Origin of the sequence: Streptomyces sp. NBC_00028, from assembly GCF_045041065.1 — a bacterium.
Classification (GTDB): domain Bacteria; phylum Actinomycetota; class Actinomycetes; order Streptomycetales; family Streptomycetaceae; genus Streptomyces.
The window spans coordinates 8,545,389-8,561,326 of the sequence record NZ_CP108293.1; the positions used below are offsets into that span (position 1 = coordinate 8,545,389).

The window sequence follows — 15,938 nt, forward strand, 5'->3', positions numbered from 1 at the left end:
TCACTCCCGGTACGCGCCCGGACAACCTTTTCGACCGCAGTCACCCGAACGACGTCACCGCGCGGCCCGTTCGACCCGTCTCAGATAGCCCGCCCAGTCCCAGTGCGGCCCCGGGTCGGTGTGGTCCGTGCCCGGAACCTCGTGGTGCCCGATGATGTGCGCCCGGTCGATCGGGATGCCGTGGCGAGTGCAGATGTCCGCCGTGAGCGACGCCGACTGCTCGTACAGGGCGTCGGTGAAGTACGCCGGCTGGTCCACCCACCCTTCGTGCTCGATGCCGATGCTGCGGGTGTTGTAGTCCCAGTTCCCCGCGTGCCAGGCGACATCGGCCTCACGGACGCACTGCGCGATGTTGCCGTCCCACGAGCGGACCATGTAGTGCGCGGAGACCTTCTTCGCGGGGCTCCGGAAGACGCCCAGCGTCTTGCGGTAACTGGTCTGTGTGACATGGATGATCACGAGATCGACGGGACGGGGCGCGGCGCGGTCCGCCGGCGTGTAGTTGGCGCGGGTCGCGGGCTGCCATTCGGCGGTGGCGTGGTCCACGGCGTGTGTCTCCGCGCCCGCGCGGGCGTCGGGGAGCAGTGCGTAGGGGACGGCCGCGAGGGCGGCGCCCTTGAGTACCCGGCGCCGGCTGAGCATGGAAGCGACGTGCCGCAGCTCCGTGACCGTTTCCCCCGACATACGCATCCCCTTGTCTCCCGACCGCTGTCATGGCGGTGTGCCTCGCGTGCATCACGGTACGGCGAGGGCGGGTCGGGCAGGAGGGCGCGGCGGGTATCGGTGGACGGCGCCGCAGCTGTGGACATCCCGGTCACCCACAGGGGTGAAGTGACCCTGCGATCAGGCCCGTTCGGCCACCGCGGCCGGGTCGTCGAGGACACCGCGGACCACCGAGTGCGCGGCACCCAGCAGCGGCCCCTCGGGCCCGAAGCGCGAGACGGACACCGGACAGGCGGGGCCCGCGGTACGCCGGTCCAGCTCGGCTTCCAGCGAGGGCAGCAGCCAGGGCGCGAGCCCGGACAGCGCGCCGCCGAGCACGACACTCTCGGGGTCCAGCAGGTTCACCGCCCCCGTCAGCGCCACGCCGAGCGCGGCCCCCGCCTCGCGCAGCGCACTGCGCACCCGCTCGTCCCCGTCGGCGGCCCGGCCGGCGAGGAGCCCGACACGGTCCTCGCCCGGCTCAAGACCCGCGGCCCGCAGCACCGCCTCCTCACCCGCGTACTGCTCCAGGCATCCGCGACCACCGCACGCGCACGGCGGACCCTCCGGCTGCACCGGCACATGCCCCAGCTCGCCCGCGAAGCCACGGGTCCCGCGCAGCAGCCCACCGGCGACGACGACCGCCGCGCCGATACCGATCTCCGCCGAGACGTGCAGAAAGTCGTGCGGAGTCTCGTCCCCGAGCCACAGTTCCGCGAGCGCCCCGAAGTTCGCCTCGTTGTCCACGGTCAACGGATAGGCCGAGGGCAGGAGGGCCCCGAGGTCCGTGTCGTGCCAGTCCAGGTTCGGGGCGCGGACGACGGTACGGGCGTCACGGGCCACCAGGCCCGGCACGGCCACCGCCAGCCCCGCCGGCCACAGCCCCTCGCCGTGTGCCTCGGTGACGACCTGGTCGATCAGTGTCGTGAGTTCTTCGATCACGGGCCCGGGACGCCGGCCGCGGTTCGCGCCGTGCCGCTCCGCTCGGGCGCGCACCCGGCCGCGCAGGTCGACCGCGCAGACCGCGAGGTGGTCGACGCCGACCTCGGCGCCGACCCCGGCCGGACCGTGCCCGCTGACGGCGAGGGCCGAACCCGGACGGCCCACCCGGCCCGGCCGCTCAGGCCCCAGCTCCTCCAGCAGGCCGGAGCGTATGAGCTCGTCGACGAGGGTCGACACGGCCGCCCTCGTCAGCCCGATCCGGGAGGCGACCGCGGCCCGGGACAGCGGCCCCTCGGCGCTGACCGCGTGCATGACCCGGGCCAGGTTGCGCCGGCGCATGCCCTGCTGGGTGTCGGGCAGCGCGCGCCCGGGGCCGGCCGGGTGGGTGTCGTGCAGCGGTGCGGTCATGCCTGCGTCAGTCCCTCAGTGCCTGTGGCCCGCAGTCGTCGGCCCTCGGTCATGGGTCATCGGTTCTCGGTCATCGGTGCGGGTGCTCAACGACCCCCCGTCGGCTGCTCCAGCAGCGGAGCCGCGTCGGAGAGTACCCCGGAGATCCTCGCCATCGTCGCCTCGTCCCGCTCCACGGCTTCCAGCACGGGACCGGCGGTCGTGTTCCAGCGCCGGGCGACCGCGGCCGGGTCCTCGCCGGTCAGCAGGCCGGCGGCCTGGGCGGCGGCGCCGAGCGCGACCAGCTCCTTGGCCTCCGGGATCTGGACGGGACGCCCCGACAGCCGTCGTACGGTCTCCTGCCAGGCCCGGCCCCGGGCGCCGCCGCCGATCAGCAGCAGCGGGGCGGAACGGTCCGCGTCCGCGTCCGCGTCCAGGACCAGGTCGAGCGCGCCGAGGAGGGCGTGGACGGCACCGTCGTAGGCGGCCTGGAGCAGCTGGCCACCGGTGGTGTCGTGGCGCAGGCCGTGCAGCAGGCCCGAGGCGTGCGGCAGGTTCGGGGTGCGTTCGCCGTCCAGGTACGGCAGGAGCGTGACGCCGGACGTGGGCTCCACGGCCTCGCGGTCCAGGCCGAGGAGGGCGGCGACGCGGTCGACGGCGAGGGTGCAGTTCAGGGTGCAGGCCAGCGGCAGCCAGTCGCCGTGCGCGTCGGCGAAGCCCGCCACCGTGCCGGTCGGGTCGGCGGGGCGTCGCTGGGACACCGCGTACACCGTGCCGGAGGTGCCGAGGCTCAGCACCGGGGTGCCGGGGCGCAGACCGAGGCCCAGCGCCGCGGCGGCGTTGTCACCGGTGCCGGGGGCGACCAGGGTGCCCTTGGAGAACGGCAGGTCGTGGCTGTCCCGCACGGTGCCCGCCACCTCGCCGGGGCGGACCACGCGCGGCAGGAGGGCCGGGTCCAGGCCCACGTGGGCGAGGATCTCGTCGTCGTACGACTCGGTCGCCGACGCCCACCAGCCGGTGCCGGAGACGTCACCGCGATCCGTCGTGCCCTGACCGGTGAGGCGCTCGGTGAGGTAGTCGTGGGGGAGTCGCACCGACTTCGTCGCGCGGATCGCGTCCGGCTCGTGCTCGGCCAGCCAGGCCCACTTCGTGACCGTGAAGGAGGCGCCCGGCACGCTGCCGGTGCGCTCCGCCCAGGCCTTCGGGCCGCCCAGCTCCTCGATCAGCCGCGCGGCCTGCGGCGCCGAGCGCACGTCGTTCCACAGCAGGGCCGGGCGCACCGGCTCGCCCCGCTCGTCCAGCGTGACCAGGCCGTGCTGCTGGCCGCCGATCGACACCGCCGCGGCCTCGTGCGCGGCGTCGCCGCACTGGCGCAGGGCCTCGCCCAGGGCGTCCCACCACTGACGCGGGTCGCTCTCGCGGCCGGCGCCGGTCGACACGGTGTGCGGCGCCTGACCGCTCGCGACCACCCGGCCGGTCGACGCGTCGACGACCAGGGCCTTGGTGGACTGCGTGGACGTGTCCACGCCGACGACGAGCGGACCCTCGGCAGCTGACATCGGGTTTCTCCCTCATGTGCGGCGTGTCTCCCTCTGGAGACATCTTGTCTCTTCCCTGAGACGCGTGTGCATACTAATTTGTAAACCGCCATGACGAAATAGTCGTGGAGGACAGTCGTCAGCGAGTAGGAGCCGCGGCATGAACTACCAGCCCACCCCCGAGGACAGGTTCACCTTCGGCCTGTGGACCGTCGGCTGGCAGGGAAGGGACCCGTTCGGCGACGCCACACGGCGGGCCCTCGACCCCGTCGAGACGGTGCAGCGCCTGGCCGAGCTCGGCGCCCACGGTGTGACCTTCCACGACGACGACCTGATCCCCTTCGGGTCCTCGGACAGCGAGCGCGAGGGGCACATCAAGCGCTTCCGGGAGGCCCTCGACGCCACCGGCATGAAGGTGCCGATGGCCACCACCAACCTCTTCACGCACCCGGTCTTCAAGGACGGCGGGTTCACCGCGAACGACCGTGACGTGCGTCGTTACGCGCTGCGCAAGGTCATCCGCAACATCGACCTGGCGGTCGAGCTCGGCGCCGAGACCTACGTCGCCTGGGGCGGCCGCGAGGGTGCCGAGTCCGGCGGCGCCAAGGACGTACGCGTCGCCCTGGACCGCATGAAGGAGGCCTTCGACCTCCTGGGCGAGTACGTGACCGAGCAGGGCTACAACCTGAAGTTCGCCATCGAGCCCAAGCCGAACGAGCCCCGCGGCGACATCCTGCTCCCGACCGTCGGCCACGCGCTGGCCTTCATCGAGCGCCTGGAGCGCCCGGAGCTGTACGGCGTCAACCCCGAGGTCGGCCACGAGCAGATGGCGGGGCTGAACTTCCCGCACGGCATCGCGCAGGCGCTGTGGGCGGGCAAGCTCTTCCACATCGACCTCAACGGCCAGTCCGGCATCAAGTACGACCAGGACCTCCGCTTCGGCGCGGGCGACCTGCGTGCCGCCTTCTGGCTGGTCGACCTGCTGGAGAGCGCCGGTTACGCGGGCCCGAAACACTTCGACTTCAAGCCGCCGCGCACCGAGGACCTCGACGGCGTGTGGGCGTCGGCCGCCGGCTGCATGCGCAACTACCTCATCCTCAAGGAGCGTGCGGCCGCCTTCCGTGCCGACCCCGCGGTCCAGGAGGCGCTGCGCGCCGCGCGTCTGGACGAGCTGGCGCAGCCCACGGCGGCGGACGGTCTGAAGGCGCTGCTCGCGGACCGTACGGCCTTCGAGGAGTTCGACGTGGAGGCGGCCGCCGCGCGCGGTATGGCCTTCGAGCAGCTCGACCAGCTCGCGATGGACCACCTGCTGGGCGCGCGCGGCTGACCCGTGCGCGTGCGCACGTAGTGGACGCACGTGCGCGTGGGCCCGTCGCGCCTCTTGTACGGCGGGTTTTGTCAGGCACGCGCGCGTGTCGGGGCGGCCGGCCTCCGTACGGAATGCTCCGGAATCATGCGGTCCATTGCATGAGTCCGTATCAACTTCCGTGCGGGGGTCGCGCCGTGCCCGCTTCACGGCGACTCTGGACGGTATGGCCATGCCGCCCGTACCGCCTCAGCCGCCCGGGCCGCCGGGTGGCACTCCGCCGCCCGGCGGCGGATTCGGACCGCCTCCCGAGGGCTTCGGTCCCGGCTCCGGCTCAGCAGGGGGCCATGGGTCGCCTGGTGGGTACGGTCCGCCTCCCGAGGGCAACGGCCCGCCCTCCCACGGGGGTTGGGAACCGCCTCCGCCTCCTCCGCCGCCTTCGGGCCCGCGACGCAACCCGCTGTATCTCCTGCTCGCCGTTCTCGTGGTCGGCGCGGCCGTAGCCGTCGTCGTCCTCATGGGGTCCGGCGGCGACGACTCACCCGGCGACAAGCCCAGCGCGAGCGCGAGCAGTTCGCCCCGCCCTTCCGCGAGTCTGCCGAGCGAACTGCCGACCAAGCTCCCCAGCGAGGTGCCGACACGGTTGCCTTCGCAGTTCCCGACCGATCTGCCGAGCGAGTTCCCGAGCGGTCTGGAGTCGCTCATCCCGTCCTTGGAGGCCGGTGAACTGCCGTGACGCGGACGTGATCGGATTCCCACGGGGGAGCCGCACGTAGGGCCACGGTGGATGCCTCACCGCTCTCGGGTAGCCCGCCCGTGCCGTCGGTCATCCCGACTCGGAACCGCCCGTAGGGGCTTCCTCCACGGCCGCCAACGCGGTCGCGGGGTCCTGGGCCGGGGCGCCCGCGGGCACCCAGCGTCCCCGTTCCTCGCGGTAGGGCCACCAACGGCCGTCGCGCCCGAGGCGCAGCTGGTTCCCGGTGCCGGTGACGGTCCAGCGGTCGCCCCGCGCGGTCAGCGACGGTCGTTCGTCCTCGTCCCACGCCGCGTCGAGCACGGCACGCGCGCGTGCGAGCTCCTCGCCCTCGACCGTGCGCTCCTCCTCCAGCACGGACAACGCGGCCACTCCGCCGTACCGCCACGCGCGCACGGCCGACGCGAGGCCCTCCCTGTCCCGTCCCGACCCCGCGGCCAGCCGCTCGGCCATGGCCGGGCCGGGGCCACCGAGAGCCAGCCGGACCGCGTCCTGTCCGACCGTCAATTCTTCCTCCCCGGCTCCCTGTTCGCCCAGCGCCTCGATCAGCAGGCGTTGCGCCTCCGCCGCGGTCCGGGCGGCCAGGAACTCCAGGGCGGCCGGGTCGACGTCGGACGGGGGTGGTGTCTCGGTGTCCAGGGACGGCGGTATGCCCGGCCCGTCGGGAAGCTCCGGCGGCTCCGGGAGCGGCGGCAGAATGTCCCCGGCGGCGAACGCCTCCGCCGCGTCCACACCCTCCCGAGGGTCAGCCGCCTCGACCGGCACAGGGGCGGCGGTGCGGGCCTGGAGGGCGTCCAGCAGGGCGCGTTCGGCGCGCCCCCGCATCAGGAGCAGGACAAACGGGTCCTGGTCCAGCAGCCGTGCCACCTGGTAGCAGAGCGCCGCCGTGTGCCCGCAGTGGTCCCAGGCACCGCAGTCGCACCGCGGCTCCAGATCGCCCAGCCCCGGCAGGAGTTCGACGCCCGCCGCCGCCGCGTCCTCGACCAGGTGCGGCGGCATCTCGCGGTCCAGGAGCGCCGCGATGTGCCCGGCACGCTCCACGGCCATCTCCAGGAAACGGTCCCACTGCTCGCCGGACAGCTCCTCCAGCAACACGTCCGCCCGGTGCGGGGTGCGGTCCCGGTCCTGGACGACGGCGGTGATCCTCCCCGGCCGCACCGACACCGCGCCGACGGCCCCCGCGCGCGCGAGCCTGCGGCCGGTCTTCACCTGCTGCGAGTCGAGCGCGGTGTCCTCCAGCGCCTTCAACCAGGCCTGCCCCCACCAGGTCTGCGCGAAGCCACGCCCCTGCGCGGGCGGGAACGCGGCGAAGGTCCGCTCCGTTGTCTCCTCGTAAGGCCCGGTCTCGTCGTACGTGCTCATCGCGCGCCCCCTCGCAGCTCGACCAGGTCGGCCAGTTCCGCGTCCGTCAGCTCGGTGAGCGCCGCCTCCCCGGTGCCGAGCACCGCGTCGGCCAACTCCCGTTTGCGGCTGAGCATGTCGGCGATGCGGTCCTCGATCGTGCCCTCGGCGATCAACCGGTGCACCTGTACGGGCCGGTCCTGGCCGATGCGGTACGCCCGGTCGGTGGCCTGCGCCTCGACGGCGGGGTTCCACCAGCGGTCGTAATGCACGACGTGCTCGGCCCGGGTCAGGTTCAGCCCGGTGCCCGCCGCCTTCAACGACAGCAGGAAGACCGGCACCTCACCGTCCTGGAAGCGCTGCACCATCGCCTCGCGCGCGGCGATCGGCGTACCGCCGTGCAGAAACTGCGAGGGCACCCCGCGCGCGGCCAGATGCCCCTCGATGAGGCGGGCCATCTGCACGTACTGGGTGAAGACCAGCACACCCGCGCCCTCGGCCAGGATCGTGTCGAGCAGCTCGTCGAGGAGCTCCAGCTTGCCGGAACGTCCGGCGATCGTCGGCCGGTCCTCCTTGAGGAACTGCGCGGGGTGATTGCAGATCTGCTTCAGGCCGGTGAGCAGCTTCACGATCAGCCCGCGACGCGCCATGGCGTCGGCGCCGGAGATCTCCGCGAGCGTCTCGCGCACCACCGCCTCGTACAGCCCCGCCTGTTCCGTGGTGAGGGAGACGGCACGGTCGGTCTCCGTCTTCGGCGGCAGCTCCGGGGCGATCCCCGGATCGGACTTGCGGCGACGCAGCAGGAAGGGCCGTACGAGCCGGGAGAGCCGCTCGGCGGCCGCCGGGTCCTGGCCGCCCTCGACGGGCTGCGCGTACCGGCTGCGGAAGGTGCCGAGACGCCCCAGGAGGCCCGGGGTCGTCCAGTCGAGAATGGCCCACAGCTCCGACAGGTTGTTCTCCACCGGGGTGCCGGTGAGCGCCACGCGCGCGCGTGCGTCGAGGGAACGCAGTTGCCGTGCCGTCGCCGAGTACGGGTTCTTCACGTGCTGGGCCTCGTCCGCCACGACCATGCCCCAGGACACCTCGGCCAGCCGGCCCGCGTCGAGCCGCATCGTGCCGTAGGTGGTGAGGACGAACTCCCCGTCGGCCAGGGCGCCCAGGTCGCGGCGCGGCCCGTGGAAGCGGCGCACGGGCGTACCCGGGGCGAACTTCTCGATCTCGCGCTGCCAGTTGCCCATCAGGGACGTCGGACACACCACGAGCGTGGGCCCGGCGGCCGAGGGCTCCGTCTGCCGGTGCAGATGCAGGGCGATGAGGGTGACGGTCTTGCCGAGTCCCATGTCGTCGGCGAGGCAGCAGCCCAGCCCCAGGGAGGTCATCCGGGCCAGCCAGTCGAGGCCGCGCCGCTGGTAGTCGCGCAGGGTCGCCGCGAGCCCCGCGGGTTGTCCGACGGGCTCCTGCGCCTCCGGGTCCGCGAGCCGCTCCCGCAGGCCCGCCAGCCACCCCGTGGGCTCCACGTCGACCCGGCGGCCGTCGACCTCCGTGGAACCGGTGAGGGCGGCGGCGAGCGCGTCGATCGGGGTGACCTTGCGGTCCTGCTGGGCGCGGGCCCGGTGCACTTCCCGCGGGTCGACGAGGACCCACTGGTCACGCAGTCGCACGACGGGGCGGTTGGCCTCGGCGAGCCGGTCCAGTTCCGCGCGGGTGAGCCGCTGATCGCCCAGCGCGAACGACCAGTTGAACGCCAGCAGCGCGTCGGCGGACAGGAACGACGGCCCGTCCGCGACGGTCCTTGTGGGACCGGACTCCTCGTCCGGCGGGCCGACCACCGCGCGGGCCGTCAGCTTGCGGGCCAGTGCCTTGGGCCAGTGCACGTCGACCCCGACGGCGCCGAGTGCCCGGGCTCCGTCCGTGAGGAGGTCGGTGATCTCGTCGTCGGCGAGTGCGACGGCGTCCGGCACGGTCGCCGACAGCAGGGGCGTCAGCGGGGGCCAGGCGCGTGCCGCGCGGCGCAGCGCGAGCAGGGCGTCCATCCGCGCGCGCGGGCCGAACGCCTGCTGGGCGCCGGCCCACACCGCGGACGTGTCCGCGACCAGGCCCGGTTCGCTCACGCTGTGCACCTGCGGTACGGCGCGGAAGGCAAGCCCCTCCTGGTCCTGCGCCGCCGCCTCAAGACCGGGCACCTCGATCCGCAGCGACAGCCGTACTCCGGCGTCGTGGCCCGCGGCGACATCGGCGGCCCAGGCGCGGTACTCGGGGACGCGCTGAGGCTCGCGTGCCGCGTAGGCGGGGCCTCCCGTCACGAGAGAGGCGGCGGGGGAGCGGGGCAGGGCGTCGGCCACCGCGTCCAGGAAGGCGCGCAGCAACCGCTCCGGATCGGGCAGGCGCAGGTCGGCGGCGCCGCCTGACGGCTCGTGATCGCCGAGAGGCGTGGCGTGTGCCTCGGGTGGCATCGCGGCGGCGAGTGCGCGCAGGCGCTCCACGTCCTCGGCGCGCAGCGGACCCGCCCGCCAGGCGTCGTGGTCGCCCTCGGACAGGCCCGGCAACAGCAGACCGCGGGCCGCCAGCTGGAGGGCGTGCACGGCGGCCGTGCCCCAGAACACGGCCGCCCGGTGACCGTCGGCCACGGCACGCGCACGCGTGAGCACGGGCAGCGCCGAAGGCACCGGCAACAACACGGCCGGCACGGTCACCGCCTCGACGCCCTCCTCGCCGGGCACGACGACGGTCAGGTCCGCCTCGGTCCCCGACGCGACGCCGGGAGGGGCATCGCCCTCGGGGTCCCAGAAGGCGACGCGGCCGGTGCGGGCCGGGTCGCCGGGCACGAACACGGCACAGCAGCGGGCCAGTCGGGAGATCTCGGACGGTGTGGCCGCGGGAATCCTCGGCACAGGAATGCGACACTCCTCAAGTTTGACTACTCGATGTGCGGTGGCCGAGAGTACAGGAACGTCCGGAAGAACCCGGCGTGACCCGGCTGTGAGCCGGGTCACTTCGACAGGAGGATGGGTATCCCCCGTCTCAGGGACGTGTAGGGGTCGCTCCTCAGGGACGTCTCAGGGTCGTGGTGCGGAACCGCGGGAGGCGCGGGCCCGTTTTCAGGACAGAGAGCGGCAGTGGCCGCGAAGGAGGCGACACATGTCGAAGAACGCGAAGATCGCCGTCGGTGGTGTGGCGGTCGGCATCATCCTGCTGTTCTGGCTGCCGTGGTGGGCCGCGCTCCTGATAGTCCTGGGAGTCCCGGCCGCCGCGTACCTCACGCTGGACCCCTCGCAGCGGCGCAGGCTGCGCCGTGTCACACGCAAGGAGCTCGGTCGCTGAGACCCGTGGGTCACCGGGCCGCCGCGGCCCGGTGACCCACGGGCTAGCGGGCTAGCGGGCTAGCGGGCCGCGGCGGCCCCGTGCGGCGCCCGGTCGTCCAGGGCGCAGGAGTCGACCACGTCGCCGCTCACGGGCCGGTCGATGACCTGGTCCGCGGGCGGCGGGGTGCCTCGCTCCACCCAGGCCACCAGCGCGTCGAAGGCCGTCCGGTAGCAGGGCAGGATCGGACGCAGCCGGTCCGGATAGGTGTCGTACAGCCCGTCGACGTGCGTGCCGCCCTGGACGGTGTAGTACCGGTGCAGGCGGCCCCGTCCCCTCGCGTCGATCATGCGGTCGTACACATCCGAGTCCGCCGCCTTGGGCAGCAGCGCGTCCAGATCACCGTGCAGCGTGATCAGCGGTCGTCCGACGCGGCCGGTCAGCGCGACCTCGGCCACCGCGCGACGGACCGACGCGGGACGTGACGCGTAGTCGTAGGCCGCGTCGGTGGCGCAGGGCGCCAGGATCTGCTCCGTGGTGGTCCCGGCGGTCGGGCCAGGGCACTCGGGGTCGTAGGCCGGGTCGAACTCCGCGCGGTAGATCTTCTGTGTGATGCCCCAGTAGGCCTTCTCGTGGTACGGCCACAGGAACTCGGAGCCCCGCGCGAAGCCCGCCGCGTACATGTCCTCGTCCGTCGCCGCGCCGGTCATCCGGGCAACGGCCGTGGGGAGCGAGGTGAGCAGGCTGGGACCGTCCTTCGTCCACAGGGCGCCTTCCCAGTCCACCCCGCCGTCGTACAGCTCCGGATGGTTCTCCAGCTGCCAGCGCGTCAGATAACCGCCGTTGGAGATCCCGGTCATGTACGTCCGCCGCGGCGCCTGCCCGTAGCGCTGGGCGACGACGCTCTTGGCCGCGCGCGTGAGCTGAGTGGTGCGCGCGTTCCACTCGGCGACCGCGTCGCCCGGGCGGGTGCCGTCGCGGTAGAAATCGGCACCGTTGTTGCCCTTGTCGGTCGCGGCATACGCGTAGCCCTGGGCGAGCACCCGGTCGGAGATCGCCGTGTCCGTCGCGTACTGTCTGCGCGTCCCCGGGGCGCCCGTGACGACCAGCCCGCCGTTCCAGTGGTCCGGCAGCCGGATCACGAACTGTGCGTCGTGCTGCCAGCCGTGGGTGGCGTTGGAGTGCGAGGAGTCCGGGAAGTAGCCGTCGATCTGCATCCCGGGCACCCCGGACGGCGTCCGTGTCGCCCGGGCCGTGAGGCCTGCCTGGTCGGCCAGGTCGGTGTACGGAGTGCCGGCCAGGCCGGTCGTGGTCAGGTCCGCGAGGCAGGCGCTCTGCTGGAAGGCGGCGCCCGGCACGCGGGTCCCCTCACGGCGCGTGCAGTCACCGGCCGTGATGTCCGTGGCCGCGGCGGGACCCGGCACGGCAAGGGCTGTCGTCAGAGCCGTCGTCACCAAGATGGTGGCGATGAGGGGAACACCTCGGGACACACGCATGAGCGGCCTCCAGGACGGGACGGGGAGTCGAGAGCTGCCCCATGGTGCGAGGGCGCCGCCGCGTCATCCATGGGTTGGGGCCACATGGAATGACCCCGCGGCATGGGTGTCCCGCGGTGAGCCGCTGTTCAGTTGATCAACCGCTCCGCGCTCGACGTGCGGAACGTCGAGAGGGAGGCCCGATGGGTGCTGCCGCCCCGCTCAGAGCGGCCGTACGGCCATCTTGTCGAGTGCCTCCAGCAGCCCCGGCAGTTCCGGGCCGCGGCCGACCGGGAGGACCTCGCCGGGTTCGTCGTCCAGCAGGACGAAGGCGATGTCGTCGGTCCTGGCCACCAGCGACCAGCCGGGGCCGTCCGCGCGCAGCGTGCGGGCGTCCCCGGGCGCGAACGACGACCGGACCCGGCCCAGCGGCGGCGGTGTGTCCACGTACCCGCGGGCCTCCGCGAGCACGCGCCGGATGCCCTGGTGGCCACCGTTGCCCTCGGCCTTCCGGACCGGCTCGGTGCCCTCCGCGGTCTCCGCCGTCTCCTCGGCGTCCCCGGCCTCCTCGGCGTCCTTGGCCGCCCCCGGCAGGGGGAACTCGGAGTCGTCGATCTGCTCCCGCCACAGCGACCACTGCACGGCGATCTCGTCCGCGCCCAGGCGCCGCTGAGCCGGCCCCCACGTGGAGGCGTCCGGCGGCGTCAGCGGCGGACGGTCGGCGACCTCCGGGCCGGGATCGTGCGGCGCCGGTACACCCGGCGCCGCGACGGCCACGGCGAGTGGCCAGCCCGGCAGGGCGGCGACGACCGTGTGCTCCTCAGGAGACAGGTCGTACTCCATGCCGCAGTCCCACGACGCGATGGCCACGGCGACCAGCGAGACGTCGTCGATGACGACCGTCCAACGGGAACCGTCGCCGTCCTGGCCGAGCACCAGGCCGTATCCGTCGGCGAGCGGCGCGAGACCGAGCGCCGCACAGGCCTCCGGATAGTCGTCGCCCAGCACGCTCGGAAACTTCGCCGGCGTCAGCAGCACCGCCGTGAGCACATAGAGCGCATCGTCCGCGGCGGCGACGGCGTCCTCGTCCGTCCCGGCCATCCCAGCCTCCCCATCGGTTCGTCCAACGGCGCGCACCCTAGTGCGAGCGGAAGCAGCTTGTCACGACTCCCATGCACCCCGGAGCTGCAGTTTTCCGACCGGACGGGGCGAATCGACCTCGGTTGCCCCGTCCTTCAGGCCGCCGGAAGCCCCAGCAGGGCACGCGCCACGGTCTGCGGCGACTCGTCGCGCTCCCGCGCCAGCGCGATGACGGCCCGGCAGGCCAGCTCGCTCACTCCGAACGACAAGGCCTCCGGTGAGACCCAGCCCGCGGCCTCGTCGATCTGGTCCTGATCGTCCTCCGCACAGGCCGACACATAGGCGGCCGCTGCCTCGAACAGATTGTGGCCGCGCCTGTCCCGGTCATGGTCGTTCTCGGAGCGCGCGGTGTTGACGAGCCCGGCGAACGACTTGCGCATCCTGCCCCACATGCTGACCACCTTCCCCCTGCGTGGTTGCCGCCTCGACCGATCGTTCATCTTCTGCTGCCCAACGTAGAGTTGGAGCTTCGACGGCAGAAGGGGGACGCTGCGGTGAAGCGGTTCGAGCGGCTCGAGCGGATACGGCGGATGGACCCGTACGAGGACGCCTCGGAGATCTACCGGCTCATGACCGCGTACGAGTTCCCCTGGGACTTCACCCGATCCCTGGAACTGGCCCTCTACCGCACCTACGCCGTCCCGAGCATCGGGCGGCTGCTCGCCGAGACGGCGGAGCTCACGGACCGGTCGCAGAAACGGTACGACGACACCTCGCTGCTCCTGGACGCCGTCGTCGAGCACGGCTTCGGCAGCGAAGAGGGCCGTACGGCGATCCGCCGCATCAACCAGATGCACCGCAGCTACGACATCACCAACGACGACATGCGCTACGTCCTGTGCACGTTCGTCGTGATGCCCAGACGGTGGATCGACGCCTACGCATGGCGTCGACTCTCGCGTCACGAGATCGTCGCCTCGGTCGTCCACTACCGCACCCTGGGGCGGCACATGGGCATCACGGACATCCCCGAGACCTACGAGGAGTTCGAGGCCTGCCTCGACGCCTACGAGGAGGCCCACTTCGGCTGGGACGAGGGCGCCCGGCGCGTCTCGGACGCCACGATCGACCTGATGGCGTCCTGGTACCCGAGCCCGCTGGCACCCCTGCTGAAGGCCTCGACGCGCGCGCTCCTCGACGAGTCGCTGCTGCGCGCCTTCCGCTACCCGGCGCCCGGCGCGGCGACCCGCACCCTCGTGCGAGGGGCGGTACGGCTGCGCGGCCGTGCGGTCCGGCTGCTCCCACCGCGCCGCGCACCGCACTTCGCCCGGCAGAACTGGGAGATCAAGGGCTACCCGGGCGGCTACCGGCTGGCGGACCTGGGCACCCGCCCCACCCCGGGCGCAGGAGGGTGCCCCGTACGGCACCTGGACAGATCGGCCGCGGACGGATCAGCCGTCGAGTGAGGCCAGGGTGTCGCGCGGCCAGGTGAGTCCGGCGCGGGAGGCGGCGCACGCAATGGGGGCGCCGGGCGAGCGTGAGGGTGGTCAGTCCTCGCGTACGGCCAGGGCCAGGAACCGGGCGTCCTCGTCGGTGTAAGACGTCATGCGCCACCCGGAACCGGCCAGGAGGGGCCGAAGGTTGGGCTCCGCGCGCAGGTCGTCCGGAGTGATCCGCCGGCCCTGCCGCGCCGCGAGCGCCGCCCTGCCGATCGGGTGGAACAGCGCCAGGACGCCGCCCGGCCGCACCACGCGCGCCAACTCCCGCAGATTCACCGCCGGATCGGGCAGGTGGGAGATCAACCCCGCCCCGAACACCGCGTCCAGGGCCCCGGAGCGCACCGGCAGCGCGGCCACGTCGGCGAGCAGCAGCTGCCCGTCCCGGTCCCGTCCCGCCCGTACGGCGGCCTGGAGCATGGCCGGGGTGAGATCGGCCCCGAGGACCGCTCCCGAGGGCCCCACGGCCGCGCGCAGGGGCGTCAGGGCGCGTCCGGTGCCGCAGCCGGCGTCGAGCACGCGGTCGCCCGCGCGCAGCCCGAGCTCGGCGACCGCGGCGGCGTAGGCGGGGCCGTCGTCGGGGAACCGGGTGTCCCAGTCGGCCGCCCGGGCGCCGAAGAACTCCTGGACATGTGTGTGGTCGTCGCTCATGTTCCGCATGATCTCTCACCGACAAGGGTGACGCTTCTGCGTGCACGTTCGAGCGGGACGCGATCGTTCAGGTGCATCGCTGCGTCATATTCCAACACCTTTCGAAATGCGCCCCCTTTGTGCTCCCGTGCCCCGACTAGCGTCCCGGGGCCATGGGACACCTGGACCACGCAGCCCTCGGCTGGCTGACCCCCGTGCTGTCGTACGTGATGGCCTGTATCGGCGCCGCACTCGGCCTGCGCTGCACCATGCGCGCGCTCGGCGCCACCGGACGCTCGCGCCGCAACTGGCTCATCACCGCCGCCTCGGCGCTCGGTACCGGCATCTGGACCATGCACTTCGTGGCCATGCTCGGCTTCAGCGTCAGCGGCACCGACATCCGCTACGACGTGCCGCTCACCATCGTGAGCCTGCTCGTCGCCATGATCGTCGTCTGTGCCGGCGTCTTCGCCGTCGGCTACAGCCGCGACCGGGGCCGCGCGCTCCTCCTCGGCGGGCTCACCACCGGACTCGGCGTCGCCAGCATGCACTACCTGGGCATGGCCGCCGTACGTCTGCACGGGCAGGTGCGCTACGACCCGATGCTCGTCGGACTCTCCGTGCTCATCGCCGTCGTGGCCGCGACAGCCGCGCTGTGGGCGGCGCTCAACATCAAGTCGCCCGTCGCCGTCACCATCGCCTCCCTGATCATGGGAGCCGCGGTGAGCAGCATGCACTACACCGGGATGTTCGCGGTGAGCGTGCGCGTCACGCCGTCCGACGCCGCACTGCCCGGGGCCACGGCGATGCAGTTCATCTTCCCGCTCGCCGTGGGCCTCGGGTCCTATCTGTTCCTGACCTCGGCCTTCGTCGCGCTGTCGCCCTCCACGGGCGAGCGCGAGGCATCCGCCTCGGCCCAGCGGGCGGTCGAGCGCGCCGCCCACTGAGGGCCCCTTTGGGCAAGCCGAACCACTCTCCGAGGCAGGA

14 protein-coding genes are annotated in these 15,938 nt (G+C 73.0%); 5 read left to right on the forward strand and 9 right to left on the reverse strand.

The genetic code is table 11. From position 1 onward, the window contains the following. Positions 1–54: 54 nt before the first annotated feature. From OG885_RS38655 to xylB, 3 genes are all read right to left on the reverse strand, one after another. On the reverse strand, positions 55–684 hold the full coding sequence (locus OG885_RS38655) for an N-acetylmuramoyl-L-alanine amidase (protein WP_405740059.1): 630 nt from the start codon (positions 682–684) through the stop codon (positions 55–57). A 159-nt stretch (positions 685–843) separates the two neighbouring features. Then, a complete protein-coding gene (locus OG885_RS38660; protein WP_405740061.1) occupies positions 844–2,052 on the reverse strand; it encodes an ROK family protein in 1,209 nt (402 codons plus the stop codon). An 86-nt stretch (positions 2,053–2,138) separates the two neighbouring features. Beyond that, positions 2,139–3,590, reverse strand: a complete 1,452-nt coding sequence (gene xylB, locus OG885_RS38665; RefSeq protein ID WP_405740064.1) for a xylulokinase — start codon at positions 3,588–3,590, stop codon at positions 2,139–2,141. A gap of 139 nt (positions 3,591–3,729) precedes the next feature. On the opposite strand from xylB, the gene xylA reads away from it, so the two are divergent. Together xylA and OG885_RS38675 are read left to right on the forward strand one after the other, a co-directional pair. Next, the gene (gene xylA / locus OG885_RS38670) at positions 3,730–4,896 is read left to right on the forward strand and encodes a xylose isomerase (protein WP_399960636.1); all 1,167 of its coding nucleotides are present in this window, start codon (positions 3,730–3,732) and stop codon (positions 4,894–4,896) included. Positions 4,897–5,359: 463 nt separating this feature from the next. After that, positions 5,360–5,611: a hypothetical protein gene (locus OG885_RS38675; protein WP_405740067.1), complete on the forward strand. Its 252-nt coding sequence runs from the start codon at positions 5,360–5,362 to the stop codon at positions 5,609–5,611. A gap of 90 nt (positions 5,612–5,701) precedes the next feature. On the opposite strand, the gene OG885_RS38680 is transcribed toward OG885_RS38675, so the two are convergent. Together OG885_RS38680 and OG885_RS38685 are read right to left on the reverse strand one after the other, a co-directional pair. Next, the gene (locus tag OG885_RS38680; RefSeq protein WP_405740070.1) at positions 5,702–6,991 is read right to left on the reverse strand and encodes an SWF or SNF family helicase; all 1,290 of its coding nucleotides are present in this window, start codon (positions 6,989–6,991) and stop codon (positions 5,702–5,704) included. Further along, positions 6,988–9,861 (reverse strand): SNF2-related protein, encoded by a 2,874-nt coding sequence (locus tag OG885_RS38685; RefSeq protein ID WP_405740073.1) that lies wholly within the window; start codon positions 9,859–9,861, stop codon positions 6,988–6,990. The genes OG885_RS38680 and OG885_RS38685 overlap by 4 nt, the downstream gene beginning before the upstream one ends. A 247-nt stretch (positions 9,862–10,108) precedes the next feature. Between OG885_RS38685 and OG885_RS38690 the strand changes: the two genes are divergently transcribed. Continuing rightward, positions 10,109–10,291, forward strand: a complete 183-nt coding sequence (locus tag OG885_RS38690; RefSeq protein WP_329341869.1) for a hypothetical protein — start codon at positions 10,109–10,111, stop codon at positions 10,289–10,291. Between the two features lie 59 nt (positions 10,292–10,350). Here the strand turns inward: OG885_RS38690 and OG885_RS38695 are convergent, their stop codons facing one another. The 3 genes from OG885_RS38695 to OG885_RS38705 form a co-directional block, all read right to left on the reverse strand. Continuing rightward, positions 10,351–11,766: a tannase/feruloyl esterase family alpha/beta hydrolase gene (locus OG885_RS38695; protein ID WP_405740076.1), complete on the reverse strand. Its 1,416-nt coding sequence runs from the start codon at positions 11,764–11,766 to the stop codon at positions 10,351–10,353. Positions 11,767–11,967: 201 nt separating this feature from the next. Continuing rightward, a complete protein-coding gene (locus tag OG885_RS38700; RefSeq protein ID WP_405740079.1) occupies positions 11,968–12,846 on the reverse strand; it encodes a hypothetical protein in 879 nt (292 codons plus the stop codon). 134 nt (positions 12,847–12,980) lie between these two features. Next, positions 12,981–13,277: a hypothetical protein gene (locus OG885_RS38705; protein WP_405740081.1), complete on the reverse strand. Its 297-nt coding sequence runs from the start codon at positions 13,275–13,277 to the stop codon at positions 12,981–12,983. 102 nt (positions 13,278–13,379) lie between these two features. Here OG885_RS38705 and OG885_RS38710 point away from each other — a divergent pair, with 102 nt between their 5' ends. Next, entirely contained in the window at positions 13,380–14,291 is a 912-nt protein-coding gene (locus OG885_RS38710; RefSeq protein ID WP_405740084.1) for an oxygenase MpaB family protein, read from the forward strand. Between the two features lie 81 nt (positions 14,292–14,372). Here the strand turns inward: OG885_RS38710 and OG885_RS38715 are convergent, their stop codons facing one another. After that, positions 14,373–14,972: a class I SAM-dependent methyltransferase gene (locus OG885_RS38715; protein WP_405740087.1), complete on the reverse strand. Its 600-nt coding sequence runs from the start codon at positions 14,970–14,972 to the stop codon at positions 14,373–14,375. 152 nt (positions 14,973–15,124) lie between these two features. On the opposite strand from OG885_RS38715, the gene OG885_RS38720 reads away from it, so the two are divergent. Then, the gene (locus OG885_RS38720) at positions 15,125–15,898 is read left to right on the forward strand and encodes an MHYT domain-containing protein (RefSeq protein ID WP_405740090.1); all 774 of its coding nucleotides are present in this window, start codon (positions 15,125–15,127) and stop codon (positions 15,896–15,898) included. The last annotated feature ends 40 nt before the right edge of the window (positions 15,899–15,938 follow it).